At 63.6% G+C, this 14040-nt stretch carries 7 protein-coding genes and 1 pseudogene; 3 read left to right on the top strand and 5 right to left on the bottom strand.

Annotated elements, in window-relative coordinates; genetic code table 11:
- Positions 1-152 precede the first annotated feature (152 nt).
- The 4 genes from ACODS9_RS25050 to ACODS9_RS25035 all read right to left on the bottom strand — a co-directional run bounded on the left by ACODS9_RS25050 (position 153) and on the right by ACODS9_RS25035 (position 4011).
- Positions 153-1481 carry an MFS transporter gene (locus ACODS9_RS25050; RefSeq protein WP_046854741.1) on the bottom strand — a complete coding sequence of 443 codons (1329 nt, stop codon included), beginning with the start codon at positions 1479-1481 and terminating at the stop codon, positions 153-155.
- 46 nt (positions 1482-1527) lie between these two features.
- On the bottom strand, positions 1528-2721 hold the full coding sequence (gene lhgO, locus ACODS9_RS25045) for an L-2-hydroxyglutarate oxidase (protein WP_489095008.1): 1194 nt from the start codon (positions 2719-2721) through the stop codon (positions 1528-1530).
- Between the two features lie 102 nt (positions 2722-2823).
- Complete coding sequence (locus tag ACODS9_RS25040) at positions 2824-3534, bottom strand: FadR/GntR family transcriptional regulator (protein ID WP_489095007.1); 711 nt, start codon at positions 3532-3534, stop codon at positions 2824-2826.
- Positions 3535-3657: 123 nt separating this feature from the next.
- The gene (locus ACODS9_RS25035) at positions 3658-4011 is read right to left on the bottom strand and encodes a hypothetical protein (RefSeq protein WP_046854744.1); all 354 of its coding nucleotides are present in this window, start codon (positions 4009-4011) and stop codon (positions 3658-3660) included.
- A 290-nt stretch (positions 4012-4301) separates the two neighbouring features.
- Here ACODS9_RS25035 and ACODS9_RS25030 point away from each other — a divergent pair, with 290 nt between their 5' ends.
- Together ACODS9_RS25030 and ACODS9_RS25025 are read left to right on the top strand one after the other, a co-directional pair.
- Positions 4302-9167, top strand: coding sequence for an NAD-glutamate dehydrogenase (locus ACODS9_RS25030; RefSeq protein WP_401112346.1), 4866 nt, complete (start codon positions 4302-4304; stop codon positions 9165-9167).
- A gap of 114 nt (positions 9168-9281) precedes the next feature.
- A pseudogene (locus tag ACODS9_RS25025) lies at positions 9282-10501 on the top strand (IS3 family transposase).
- Positions 10502-10597: 96 nt separating this feature from the next.
- On the opposite strand, the gene ppsR reads toward ACODS9_RS25025, so the two are convergent.
- A complete protein-coding gene (gene ppsR / locus ACODS9_RS25020) occupies positions 10598-11416 on the bottom strand; it encodes a posphoenolpyruvate synthetase regulatory kinase/phosphorylase PpsR (RefSeq protein ID WP_046854746.1) in 819 nt (272 codons plus the stop codon).
- A gap of 178 nt (positions 11417-11594) precedes the next feature.
- On the opposite strand from ppsR, the gene ppsA reads away from it, so the two are divergent.
- Entirely contained in the window at positions 11595-13970 is a 2376-nt protein-coding gene (gene ppsA / locus ACODS9_RS25015; protein ID WP_489095006.1) for a phosphoenolpyruvate synthase, read from the top strand.
- Positions 13971-14040 lie beyond the last annotated feature (70 nt).

Genomic DNA, 14040 nt, shown 5'->3' with positions numbered 1-14040 from the left:
CTCCGCAAGACCTCCGTTCGGCCTCCTGAAGTCGCGAAGTTACGGGCGGCGCCTGAACTGACGCAGCTGTCGCTAGGGACTACGCAGTTAATCTTGCGATCAAGATCAAGATCAAGATCAAGATCAAGATCAAGATCGGATCGTGGCTTTGTTTAGTTCTTCGCCTTCGAATGCCGCCACCCTTGGTCAAAGAACGCAAACACCACCACCAGCACCCCGGCCACCGCCAATATCATCGCCACGCCATCGGTGGAATGAGTCGCCGAACCTGCCACCAGCGCCAGCCCACCCAACGGCGCCAGGCCGCCGGCCACCGCGGTACCGACCTCTCGCCCGGTGCCGAACCCGGACGAGCGCGTCTGCGTGGGGAACTGCCGGCTGAGGAACGACCCTTGCGGGGCGAACATCATCGGCGCCAGGATCCCGGTGCCCACGGCGATGGCCAGGTAGATCATCATCGGCTCGCCAGTCGACAGCAGTTGCAGGAACGGGAAGGCGAACAGCGCCGACAGCACGCCGCCGAGCATCAGCACGGTCTTGCTGCTCCACTTGTCGCACAGCCAGCCGAAGAACGGCACGGCGAAGATCGCCACCAGGCTGGCCAGGGTCACCGACAGCGAGGTGACATGCGCCTCGACGCCCTTGAACTGGGTCAGGTAGGCCAGCGAGAAGGTCTTGAAGATGTAGCTCAGGGCGTTGTAGCCTACCGCCACGAAGAACACCACGGCCAGGCCCTTGAGGTCGTTCCTGAACAGCAGCTTCAGCGGCGACACCTGCGGTTTGTCATCGGCCTTGTCCAGCTCCTTGAAGTCCGGGGTCTCGGGGATGCTCTTGCGCACCCACAGGCCCACCGCCACCAGGGCGATGCTGGCGATGAACGGGATGCGCCAGCCGCCGGCCAGCAGGAATTCGTTGCCGTTCATGGTCAGCAGGTACACGGTCAGCGACGACAGCAGCAGGCCCAGGTTCAGCCCCAGCGCCGGCCAGGCACCCTGGCTGCCGCGCTTGCCTTCGCTGGCGTGCTCGTAGGAGGTCACTGCCGCGCCGGACAGCTCGGCACCGGCGCCCAGGCCCTGGATGATGCGGATGATCACCAGCAGGATCGGCGCCCAGATGCCAATGGTCGCGTAGCCGGGGATCAGGCCGATCAGCATGGTGCACAGGCCCATCATGCAAAAGGTGATCACCAGCACATGCTTGCGCCCGAAACGGTCGCCCAGGTAGCCGAACAGCACGCCGCCGAACGGGCGGGCGATGAATCCGATGGCGAAGGTGGAAAACGCCAGCAGCGAGGCCACCGCCGGGTTGCTCGGGTCGAAGAAGATCTTCGAGAAGACGATCGCGGCCATGGTCGCGTAGAGGTAGAAGTCATACCACTCCAGCATCGAGCCGAAAATGGTCGCCGCCGCTACCTTGCGCAGGCGCTTGCGTTGCTGTTCGGGGGTTTCCGGCGCGGCCGGGGCCGTCTCGTATACCGACATCTGAGGTTTCCTTGTTGTCTTTGTAGTTGTGGATGCAGCAGGTGCTTCAGCGGGCCTCGAGGATCTTTTCGGCGATCATCTGGCCGATGGGGATGGCCGAGGTGGCGGCCGGCGACGGGGCGTTGCACACGTGCACCATGCGCGGCGTCTCGGCGAACAGGAAGTCGTGCACCAGGGTGCCGTCGCGCATCACCGCCTGGGCGCGGATGCCGGCCTCATAGGGCAGCAGATCCTCGACTTGGAGCGACGGGCAGTACTTGCGGCACTGCTCCAGGTAGCCACGCTTGAACAGCGAGTTCTTCATCTCGGCAGTGCCGGAACCGAGGTTGTTCCAGATGGTTTTCCAGAAGCCGGGGAAGCGTGCGTACTCGGCGACGTCGCGCCAGTTCACCGAGAACTTGCGGTAGTTCTCCCGGCCAAAGCCGAGCACCGCGTTGGGGCCGACGGTGACGCTGCCGTCGATCATCCGCGTCAGGTGCACGCCAAGGAACGGCAGCTCCGGATCGGGGATCGGGTAGATGAGATGGTTGACGATCTGGTTCTTGTTCGCCGGCAGGCGGTAGTACTCGCCGCGGAAGGGGATGATCTGGTGGTCGATCTTCACCCCGGCCAGGCGCGCCAGGCGGTCGGACTGCAGGCCGGCGCAGGCCACCAGTTGGCGGGCGCGCCAGGTGTTGCCGTCGGTGCTGACCGCGACAGAATCGGCATGCTCCTGGATGGCGTGCACGGCGGTGGACAGGCGCACTTCGCCCCCGGCCTGGCGAATCACCTTGGCCATGGCGTCGCATACCTGCTGGTAGTCGACGATACCGGTGGCATCGAGGAACAGCGCGCCCTTGCCGACGATGTTCGGCTCGCGCTCGCGCAGGGTGCCGGCGTCCAGGCGCTCGACCTTCAGGCCGTTCTGTTGCGAACGCTCGTACAGCGCCTGCATGCGCTGCACCTCCAGATCGTTGGAGGCCACCAGCAGCTTGCCGCAGACCTCGAAGGCGATGCCGTGCTCGGCGCAGAAGTCCTTGGTGGCCTGGGCGCCGCGCTTGCACAGGTCGGCCTTGAGGCTGCCGGGTGCGTAGTAGATACCGGCATGGATCACGCCGCTGTTATGGCCGGTCTGGTGGCGGCCGAGGCTGGCTTCCTTTTCCAGGATCAGCAGCGAGGCGCCGGGGCGACGGGTGAGCAGGGCCATCGCGGTGGCGAGGCCGACGATGCCGCCGCCGATGATGCAGTAGTCGTAGGTCATGCAGGGTACCTTGGAATTCTTGTCGGTGAATCTGCTTATCAGGTTGTCAGACTAACTAGTGCGCGTAAAAACCTCGCCAGGTCGCGATAGGGTTCTCCGGGGTCAGTCGACGTCGGGGAGGTCGAGTTTCAGGCGCTTGGCCGAGGCGCGCAGGTGGGCTTCGGCGCAGGCGGCGGCCGCATGGCGGTCACCGTCGGCAATGGCCTGGTACAACGCCCGGTGCTCACGCAGGGCGTCAGCCGAGCCGCCTACCGCCGGTGTGGCGGAGTTTTCCCAGGCGGTGCGGCGCGCGGCGGCCAGTTGGCCACCGAGGAAATCGTGGAAGGCGACGAAATAGTCGTTCTTACTGGCTTCGGCGATAGCTCGGTGGAAGGCCACGTCGGCGGCTGCGGCGGTGGCAAAGTCGCTGCGCGGGTCTTCCATGGTGCCCAGGGCCGCGGCCATGCGCTGCAGGTCGTCGGCGTCGCGGCGGCGGGCGGCGATGGCGGCGGCCTGGGTCTCGATCCACAGGCGCATCTCGAACATCTGCACCAGGTCCGGCTTGCGCCCGTTGCTGCCGGGGAAGCGGAACACCGTGCCATTGGGGGTCTGCGAGATGTACGAACCGAGCCCGCGGCGAGCGATCAGCACGCCGTCGGCCTTGAGCTGCGCCACCGCCTCGCGCACCACCGAGCGGCTGACATTGAGCTGTTCGGCCAGTTGCTGTTCGGTAGGCAGGCGCGACTCGGCGGCCAGGCGGCCGGCATCGATCTCGGCGCGGATGGCGCTGACGACGCGTTCAACGAGGGTGTCGGGGCGCTGGAGCTCTAGCATGGACGTGCGGGTGCCTATTGGTCAGGTTGTCAGACAATGCCTGCTCGCGGCTTCGGCTGTCAATGGTGTTGTGCCTTCATCGCGGAAGACTCAAGCCCCCGCGAGGAGGGCCGAATGACCGGTCTAGACCTCGGACACGAAGGTCCCGGTGCCGTCGAGGATGTTGCGCAAGGTCAGCGCGACTTCCTCCAGGTCGCTGCCCGAGGTGGTCAGGATGATCTCCAGTTCCTCGTCGCCCTTCAGCGCGTCGCGATCCCCGGCCGCCACCTCGATCAGCAGGCGGGTGGCGCTCAAGGTCACCTTCAGCCCGTCCAGCGTCGACGGCTCGTCGTCCAGGGTCAGGTCGACGGTGTCCTCGTCCGGGTAGCGGGTCAGCAGGAACATCTGGCCCTTGTCGCTGTGGCAGCACAGGGTCGCCATGTTGTCTTCCTCGTCGTCGCAGGGGGTGGCGAAGAGCAGGGCGGTTTTCAATTGCATGGCGCACTCGGATCAATGGAAATGAAAAGGAATTCTGACAGCCTTGCGCACACTGATAAACGTAAAGTTACCGCGCATTGACCGAAATTGTCGCAGCGCTGCAAGCCCAAGTGACCGTTCAGTCGTTAAGCTGCCCTGTCGATGGGTTCCCGTAAAGGCACAGCCACCTGGCAGTCGCTTTTGCAGGCACCCAACGCTTCTGTCTTGCCACGGGTTGGCTATGGTTGATCCGTACAAGGCGCATGTACGCGACGCTTCACCTATAACAAAGCCCAAGCGGAGTACCACAGATGGCGTTCTTCACCGCAGCCAGCAAAGCCGACTTCCAGCATCAACTGCAAGCGGCCCTGGCGCAGCACATCAACGAACAGTCCCTGCCACAAGTGGCACTGTTCGCTGAACAGTTCTTCGGCATCATCTCTCTGGACGAACTCACTCAGCGCAGGCTGTCGGACCTGGCCGGCTGCACGCTGTCCGCCTGGCGCATCATCGAGCGCTTCGACGCCACGCACCCGCAGGTGCGGGTCTACAACCCCGATTACGAACGCCACGGCTGGCAGTCCACGCACACCGTGGTCGAGGTGCTGCACCACGACCTGCCATTCCTGGTCGATTCGGTACGCACCGAGCTCAACCGCCGCGGCTACAGCATCCACACCCTGCAAACCACCGTGCTCAGCGTGCGCCGTGGCGCCAAGGGCGAGCTGGTCGAGCTGCTGCCCAAGGGCACCCTGGGCGAGGGCGTCAACCATGAATCGCTGATGTACCTGGAGATCGACCGCTGTTCCAACACCGCCGAGCTCAACACCCTGGCCATGGAACTGGAGCAGGTGCTGGCCGAGGTGCGCGGCGTGGTCGCCGATTTCGAGCCGATGAAAGCCAAGATCCGCGAGCTGCTGGAACTGGTGGAGCAGAACGCCTTCGGCCCCGCGCAGAACGACAAGGCCGAGGTGAAGAGCTTCCTGTCGTGGCTGCTGGACAACCATTTCACCTTCCTCGGCTACGAGGAGTTCACCGTCGAGTCCGACGCCGACGGCGGCCACCTGGTCTACGACGACACCTCGTTCCTGGGCCTGGCCCGCCTGCTGCGTGCAGGCCTGGGCGCCGATGACCTGCGCATCGAGGACTACGCCGTCGCCTACCTGCGCGAACCGCGCCTGCTGTCGTTCGCCAAGGCCTCGCAGCCAAGCCGCGTGCACCGCCCGGCCTACCCGGACTACGTGTCGATCCGCCAGATCGACCAGGACGGCAAGGTGGTCAAGGAATGCCGCTTCATGGGCCTGTACACCTCGTCGGTGTACGGCGAGAGCGTGCACACCATCCCCTACATCCGTGGCAAGGTCGCCGAAGTCGAGCGCCGCTCGCACTTCGACCCGAAGGCGCACCTGGGCAAGGAACTGGCCCAGGTCCTGGAAGTGCTGCCCCGCGACGACCTGTTCCAGACCCCGGTGGACGAGCTGTTCAGCACCGCCATGTCGATCGTGCAGATCCAGGAACGCAACAAGATCCGCGTGTTCCTGCGCAAGGACCCGTACGGCCGCTTCTGCTACTGCCTGGCCTACGTGCCGCGCGAGATCTACTCCACCGAGGTGCGGCAGAAGATCCAGCAGGTGCTGATGGAGCGCCTGAAAGCCACCGACTGCGAGTTCTGGACCTTCTTCTCCGAGTCGGTGCTGGCCCGCGTGCAACTGATCCTGCGGGTCGACCCGAAGAACCGCATCGAGATCGATCCGCAGCAGCTGGAAAACGAAGTGATCCAGGCCTGCCGTTCGTGGCAGGACGACTTCTCGGCGCTGGTGGTGGAAAACTTCGGCGAAGCCCACGGCACCAACATCCTCGCCGACTTCCCGAAAGGCTTCCCGGCCGGCTACCGCGAGCGCTTCGCCGCGCATTCGGCGGTGGTCGACATGCAACATGTGCTCAACCTGTCCGAGGCCAAGCCGCTGGCCATGAGCTTCTACCAGCCGCTGACGCAGCTCGGTGAGCGCACGCTGCACTGCAAGCTCTACCACGCCGATACGCCGCTGGCACTGTCGGACGTGCTGCCGATCCTGGAAAACCTCGGCCTGCGCGTGCTCGGTGAGTTCCCTTACCGCCTGCGCCACGCCAGTGGCCGCGAGTTCTGGATCCACGACTTCGCCTTCACCTACAGCGAAGGCCTCAACCTCGACATCCAGCAGCTCAACGACACCTTCCAGGACGCCTTCGTCCATATCGTCAAGGGCGACGCCGAGAACGATGCGTTCAACCGCCTGGTGCTGACCGCCGGCCTGCCATGGCGTGACGTCGCGCTGCTGCGTGCCTACGCCCGCTACCTCAAGCAGATCCGCCTGGGCTTCGACCTGGGCTACATCGCCAGCACCCTGAACAACCACACCGATATCGCCCGCGAGCTGACCCGGTTGTTCAAGACCCGCTTCTACCTGGCGCGCAAGCTCACCAACGAAGACCTCGACGACAAGCAGCAACGTCTGGAGCAGGCGATCCTCACCGCCCTGGACGATGTCCAGGTGCTCAACGAGGACCGCATCCTGCGGCGCTACCTGGACCTGATCAAGGCCACTCTGCGCACCAACTTCTACCAACCGGACGCCAACGGCCAGAACAAGTCGTACTTCAGCTTCAAGTTCAACCCCAAGCTGATCCCCGAGCTGCCCAAGCCGGTGCCGAAGTTCGAGATCTTCGTCTATTCGCCTCGGGTCGAGGGCGTGCACCTGCGCTTTGGCAACGTCGCCCGCGGCGGCCTGCGCTGGTCGGACCGCGAGGAAGACTTCCGCACCGAGGTGCTCGGCCTGGTCAAGGCCCAGCAGGTGAAGAACTCGGTGATCGTGCCGGTCGGCGCCAAGGGCGGCTTCCTGCCGCGTCGCCTGCCGCTGGGCGGCAGCCGTGACGAGATCGCCGCCGAAGGCGTGGCGTGCTACCGCATCTTCATCTCGGGCCTGCTCGACATCACCGACAACCTCAAGGACGGTGGCGTGGTGCCGCCGGCCAATGTGGTGCGCCATGATGACGATGATCCGTACCTGGTAGTGGCGGCCGACAAAGGCACCGCGACCTTCTCCGACATCGCCAACGGCATCGCCATCGACTACGGCTTCTGGCTGGGCGATGCGTTCGCCTCGGGCGGCTCGGCCGGCTATGACCACAAGAAGATGGGCATCACCGCTCGTGGCGCGTGGGTGGGCGTACAGCGCCACTTCCGCGAGCGCGGCATCAACGTGCAGGAAGACCCGATCACCGTGGTCGGTGTCGGCGACATGGCCGGCGACGTGTTCGGCAACGGCCTGCTGATGTCCGACAAGCTGCAACTGGTGGCGGCGTTCAACCACCTGCACATCTTCATCGACCCGAACCCGGACCCGGCTACCAGCTTCGCCGAGCGCAAGCGCCTGTTCGACCTGCCGCGCTCGGCCTGGAGCGACTACGACACCGGCATCATGTCCGAAGGCGGCGGGATCTTCCCGCGTAGCGCCAAGAGCATCGCCATCAGCCCGCAGATGAAGGAACGCTTCGCCATCGAGGCCGACCGCCTGACCCCGACCGAACTGCTGCATGCACTGCTGCAGGCACCGGTGGACCTGCTGTGGAACGGTGGTATCGGCACCTACGTCAAGGCCAGCAGCGAAAGCCACGCCGATGTCGGCGACAAGGCCAACGACGCCCTGCGCGTCAACGGCAACGAGCTGCGCTGCAAGGTGGTGGGCGAGGGCGGCAACCTGGGCATGACCCAGCTCGGCCGTGTCGAGTTCGGCCTGAACGGCGGCGCCACCAACACCGACTTCATCGACAACGCCGGTGGCGTCGACTGCTCCGACCACGAGGTCAACATCAAGATCCTGCTCAACGAAGTGGTGCAGGGTGGCGACATGACCGAGAAGCAGCGCAACCAGCTGCTGGGCAGCATGACCGACGAAGTCGCCGGGCTGGTGCTGGGCAACAACTACAAGCAGACGCAAGCGCTGTCGCTGGCGGCCCGCCGTGCCCGCGAGCGCATCGCCGAGTACAAGCGCCTGATGGCCGATCTGGAGGCACGTGGCAAGCTGGACCGCGCCATCGAGTTCCTGCCCAGCGAGGAGCAGCTGGCCGAACGCCTGGCGGCGGGGCAGGGTCTGACCCGCGCCGAGCTGTCGGTACTGATCTCGTACAGCAAGATCGACCTCAAGGAGCAGCTGCTCAAGTCGCTGGTGCCGGACGACGACTACCTGACCCGCGACATGGAGACCGCGTTCCCGCCGTCGCTGGTCAGCAAGTTCGCCGACTCCATGCGTCGCCACCGCCTGAAGCGCGAGATCGTCAGCACCCAGATCGCCAACGACCTGGTCAACAACATGGGCATCACCTTCGTGCAGCGCCTGAAGGAGTCCACCGGCATGAGCCCGGCCAACGTGGCGGGCGCCTACGTGATCGTGCGCGACATCTTCCACCTGCCGCACTGGTTCCGCCAGATCGAGGCCCTGGACTATCAGGTCCCGGCCGAGATCCAGCTGACCCTGATGGACGAGCTGATGCGCCTGGGCCGTCGGGCCACCCGCTGGTTCCTGCGCAGCCGTCGCAACGAGCAGGATGCTGGTCGCGATGTTGCTCACTTCGGGCCGGTGCTCGCGCAGTTGGGGCTCAAGCTCGACGAACTGCTGGAAGGCCCGACCCGCGAGCGCTGGATGAACCGCTACCAGGGCTTTGTCGACGCCGGTGTGCCGGAGTTGCTGGCGCGCATGGTCGCCGGTACCACCCACCTGTACACCCTGTTGCCGATCATCGAGGCTTCGGACGTCACTGGGCACGATCCGGCGCAGGTGGCCAAGGCGTTCTTCGCCGTGGGCAGCTCGCTGGACTTGACCTGGTACCTGCAGGAGATCAGCAACCTGCCGGTGGAGAACAACTGGCAGGCCCTGGCCCGCGAGGCGTTCCGCGACGACATCGACCTGCAGCAGCGGGCGATCACCATCTCCGTGCTGCAGATGGCCGACGCGCCGGAAGACATGGACGCCCGCGTGGCCCTGTGGTGCGAGCAGCACCGGGTGATGGTCGAGCGCTGGCGCGCCATGCTCGACGACCTGCGCAACGCCACCGGCACCGACTATGCGATGTACGCGGTGGCCAACCGCGAGCTGGTCGACCTGGCGATGAGCGGTCAAGCGGCGGTGATTCCGTCATGAGCCTTGCGCTGAAGTGAAAAAAAGCCCCGGCAGTGATGCCGGGGCTTTTCATTTTGTGGCTGTCCCGTCCTGAATAAGGTTTACACCTCCCATCCCGAATTTCCGGAGAGTCAGATGGAGCAAGGTGTAAAGCGCACACAGCGAGATTACTCACTGTCTTTTAAATTGGCGGTGGTTGATCAGATCGAAAAAGGCGAACTGACCTACAAGCAGGCCCAGGAACGGTATGGCATCCAGGGCCGGTCGACGGTTCTGGTATAGTTGCGTAAGCACGGTCGGCAGGATTGGAGCCAAGGGGCATCGATCCGAGCCGAGAGGAGCTGCGCGATGTCTGACCCCAAACCGCTCACTCCAGAGCAGCGGATCAAAGAGCTTGAGCAGCAGCTTGAGCTGATGAGCCAGAAGGCCCAGTTCTTCGAGACGGTCGTTGATGTTCTGAAAAATGACTATGGTGTTTCGGTCGTAAAAAAGCGATCCGGCAAGTCCTCTCGCAAGGCCAAGTCGCAGGACTGAGCATTGCCAGGGCTTGTCAGTTTCTAGGCATCAGTCGACAGGCTTACTACAAACGCAACCGAGCCGCTGATGGCAAAGAACGCCAGGCAGACCGGGTGGTTGAGTTTGTACAGCAAGTCCGAATGCGCCAGCCCCGTCTGGGTACCCGCAAGCTGCACTATCTGCTGCATTGCCAACCTGACAGACGATTCCAGGTCGGCCGAGATAGGCTGTTCCAGGTCTTGGGAGAGCGCCGTTTGCTCGTACTGCCTAAGCGGGCCTACCACAAGACAACACAAAGCTTTCATCGCTTCTACCGCCATCCCAACTTGCTCAAGCCCGGGCCAAGCCAGATTGTTCCGACAAGGCCGGAACATGTCTGGGTGGCCGACATTACTTACCTGCCTGCACGTAACGGCCCGCTATACCTGAGCCTGATAACGGATGCGTACTCCAGGAAAATCGTTGGCCACCACGTCCATGAAAGCCTGCATGCCGAGTCGGTGGCGCAAGCTTTCAAGCAGGCATTACGGAAGCGACGTCATCGCCAGCCATTAGTCCACCATTCGGATCGAGGCATCCAATACTGCTCGGCGCTATACCAGTCACTGCATCAACGGCACGGCGTTCAGTGCTCCATGACCGATGGGTATGACTGCTACCAGAACGCGCTGGCCGAGCGAATCAACGGAATCCTCAAGATGGAGCTGCTGTTGAGTAGCCCTGCAGATCTGGAGCAAGCGAGGCAGATGGTTGACGAGGCAGTGCAGATCTACAACACAGAACGGCCTCATATGGCCCTGAAAAACAAAACGCCCGATGCTGTGCATCGGGCGTTTTGAGGCCTGTCGGCCTACCTGAACAGGTGTAAACCTATTTCAGGACTAGACAGGCGTGTCATTTGCGTGGGAACGGCGCACCGCCGTTCCCACGGTGTACTACTTGAACCGTCGCTCCACGCCTTTCTCCACCAGGATCTTCGCCGAAATCTCCTCCACCGAGAAATGCGTGGAATTGATGTTGGGAATGTTCTCCCGACGGAACAGGTTCTCCACTTCGCGCACCTCGAACTCGCACTGGGCGAAGCTTGCGTAGCGGCTGTTGGGTTTGCGTTCGTGGCGGATCGCGGTCAGGCGGTCGGGGTCGATGGTCAGGCCGAACAGCTTGTTGTGGTGCTTCTTGAGCACCGCTGGCAGCTGCAGGCGCTCCATGTCGTCCTCGGTCAGCGGGTAGTTGGCGGCGCGGATGCCGAACTGCATGGCCATGTACAGGCAGGTCGGGGTCTTGCCGCAACGCGATACGCCCACCAGGATCAGGTCGGCCTTGTCGTAGTAGTGGGTACGCGCGCCGTCGTCGTTGTCCAGGGCGAAGTTGACCGCCTCGATACGCTCCATGTAGTTGGAATTGCCGCCGATTGAGTGGGATTTGCCCACGGAATACGACGAGTGGGCAGTCAATTCCTGCTCGAGCGGGGATAAAAACGTCGAGAAAATGTCGATCATGAAGCCATTGGACGTGGCCATGACCTCACGGATGTCCTGGTTGACGATGGTGTCGAAAATGATCGGACGCACCCCGTCGCGCTCGGCCGCGGCGTTGATTTGCTGGACCATGGCCCGGGCCTTTTCCAGCGTGTCGATGTAGGGGCGCGTGAATTTATTGAACGGAATGCTCTCGAATTGTGCGAGCAGGCTCTGGCCCAGCGTTTCTGCAGTGATGCCGGTACCGTCGGAGATGAAGAACGCGGTTCGTTTCATTTGCACCTGGGGGCCTTAAGCTGCCGAAGATTTCTGGATATGATAGGTTCGGTTTGCCGAACGCGGTTGCTCGGCATTCTCACTTATTTTCCAGGTCCAGGCCACAAGCGTCCGGCCCAGTCATTCAGGCAGGCGGGCGCCCTTGAGCTTTTCCAATACAGTTAGTGGAGAGATCACCTTGGTAGAGTACGTAGTTTCCCTCGATAAGCTCGGCGTCCATGATGTGGAGCATGTGGGGGGCAAGAACGCATCCCTGGGCGAGATGATCAGTAACCTCGCAGGTGCCGGTGTCTCGGTGCCGGGCGGCTTTGCCACTACGGCTCAGGCGTACCGCGATTTTCTCGAGCAAAGTGGCCTCAACGACCGCATCCATGCGGCGCTCGACGCGCTGGATGTCGACGATGTCAACGCCCTGGCCAAGACCGGCGCGCAGATCCGCCAGTGGGTGATGGAAGCCGATTTCCCGGCGCGTCTCGATTCGGAAATCCGAACCGCCTTCGCCGAAATGTCCCAGGGCAACGACAACATGGCCGTGGCCGTGCGCTCCTCGGCCACCGCCGAAGACCTGCCGGACGCCTCCTTCGCTGGCCAGCAGGAGACCTTCCTCAACATCCGTGGCGTCGACAACGTGATCCGCGCGGCCAAGGAAGTGTTCGCCTCGCTGTTCAATGACCGCGCCATTTCCTACCGCGTGCACCAGGGCTTCGACCACAAGCTGGTCGCCCTGTCCGCTGGCGTGCAGCGCATGGTCCGCTCCGAGACTGGCACCGCGGGCGTGATGTTCACCATGGACACCGAGTCGGGCTTCCGCGACGTGGTGTTCATCACCGGTGCCTATGGCCTGGGTGAAACCGTGGTCCAGGGTGCGGTCAACCCGGACGAGTTCTACGTGCACAAGAACACCTTGCAGGCCGGTCGCCCGGCGATCCTGCGCCGCAACCTGGGCAGCAAGGCGATCAAGATGGTCTATGGCGACGAAGCCAAGGCCGGTCGTTCGGTCAAGACCGTCGAGGTCGACCGCGCCGAGCGTGCGCGCTTCTGCCTGAGCGACGACGAAGTCAATGAACTGGCCAAGCAGGCCATGATCATCGAACAGCACTACCAGCGCCCGATGGACATCGAGTGGGCCAAGGACGGTGACGACGGCAAGCTGTACATCGTTCAGGCCCGTCCCGAGACCGTGAAGAGCCGCGCCAGCGCCAATGTCATGGAGCGCTACCTTCTGAAAGAGAAGGGCACCGTACTGGTTGAAGGCCGTGCCATCGGCCAGCGCATCGGCGCCGGCAAGGTCCGCGTGATCAACGACGTGTCCGAGATGGACAAGGTCCAGCCAGGCGATGTACTGGTCTCGGACATGACCGACCCGGACTGGGAGCCGGTGATGAAGCGCGCCAGCGCCATCGTCACCAACCGTGGCGGGCGTACCTGCCACGCGGCGATCATCGCCCGTGAGCTGGGCATCCCGGCCGTCGTCGGCTGCGGCAACGCCACCCAGGTCCTGAAAGATGGCCAGGGCGTCACCGTTTCCTGCGCCGAAGGCGACACCGGCTTCATCTTCGAAGGTGAGCTGGGCTTCGACATCAAGCAGAACTCGGTCGATGCCATGCCGGAGCTGCCGTTCAAGATCATGATGAACGTCGGCAACCCGGACCGTGCCTTCGACTTCGCCCAGTTGCCCAATGCCGGTGTCGGCCTGGCGCGCCTGGAGTTCATCATCAACCGCATGATCGGCGTGCACCCCAAGGCGCTGCTCAACTACGCCGGCCTGCCGCCGGAGCTGAAAGAGAGCGTCGACAAGCGCATTGCCGGCTACAACGATCCGGTCGGCTTCTATGTCGAGAAGCTGGTCGAGGGCATCAGCACCCTGGCAGCGGCCTTCTACCCGAAAAAGGTCATCGTGCGCCTGTCGGACTTCAAGTCCAACGAATACGCCAACCTGATCGGCGGCAAGCTCTACGAGCCGGAAGAAGAAAACCCGATGCTGGGCTTCCGTGGCGCCTCGCGCTACATCAGCGAGTCGTTCCGTGACTGCTTCGAGCTCGAGTGCCGTGCGCTGAAGCGCGTGCGCAACGAGATGGGCCTGACCAACGTCGAGATCATGGTGCCGTTCGTGCGCACCCTGGGCGAGGCCAGCCAGGTCGTCGACCTGCTCGCCGAAAACGGCCTGGCCCGCGGCGACAACGGCCTGCGCGTGATCATGATGTGCGAGCTGCCGTCCAACGCCATCCTGGCCGAAGAGTTCCTCGAGTACTTCGACGGCTTCTCCATCGGCTCCAACGACCTGACCCAGCTCACCCTGGGCCTGGACCGCGATTCCGGCATCATCGCCCACCTGTTCGATGAGCGAAATCCTGCCGTGAAGAAGCTGCTGGCCAACGCCATCGCCGCGTGCAACAAGGCCGGCAAGTACATCGGCATCTGCGGCCAGGGCCCGTCGGACCACCCTGACCTGGCCAAGTGGCTGATGGAGCAGGGCATCGAAAGCGTGTCGCTGAACCCGGACTCGGTGCTCGAGACCTGGTTCTTCCTGGCCGAAGGCCAGGGCGCGGCCTGATGCGGTAACAGGGCGCCTGTTGCGCCCTGGTGTTAGTGCGTGGGAGCGGCGGTGCGCCGATGCGGCTTGC

The sequence above is a fragment of the Pseudomonas sp. FG36 genome, assembly GCF_057809275.1.
The sequence above is the reverse complement of the archived record's forward strand: the minus strand, read 5'-3'. Positions and strand labels throughout refer to the sequence as shown.

What these genes read in the sequence shown, in the direction of transcription:
- ACODS9_RS25040 (WP_489095007.1), bottom strand. Translation starts at nt 3,534, where the DNA reads ATGCTAGAGCTCCAGCGCCCCGACACCCTCGTTGAACGCGTCGTCAGC.
- ACODS9_RS25050 (WP_046854741.1), bottom strand. Translation starts at nt 1,481, where the DNA reads ATGTCGGTATACGAGACGGCCCCGGCCGCGCCGGAAACCCCCGAACAG.
- ppsR (WP_046854746.1), bottom strand. Translation starts at nt 11,416, where the DNA reads ATGAAACGAACCGCGTTCTTCATCTCCGACGGTACCGGCATCACTGCA.
- ACODS9_RS25030 (WP_401112346.1), top strand. Translation starts at nt 4,302, where the DNA reads ATGGCGTTCTTCACCGCAGCCAGCAAAGCCGACTTCCAGCATCAACTG.
- lhgO (WP_489095008.1), bottom strand. Translation starts at nt 2,721, where the DNA reads ATGACCTACGACTACTGCATCATCGGCGGCGGCATCGTCGGCCTCGCC.
- ACODS9_RS25035 (WP_046854744.1), bottom strand. Translation starts at nt 4,011, where the DNA reads ATGCAATTGAAAACCGCCCTGCTCTTCGCCACCCCCTGCGACGACGAG.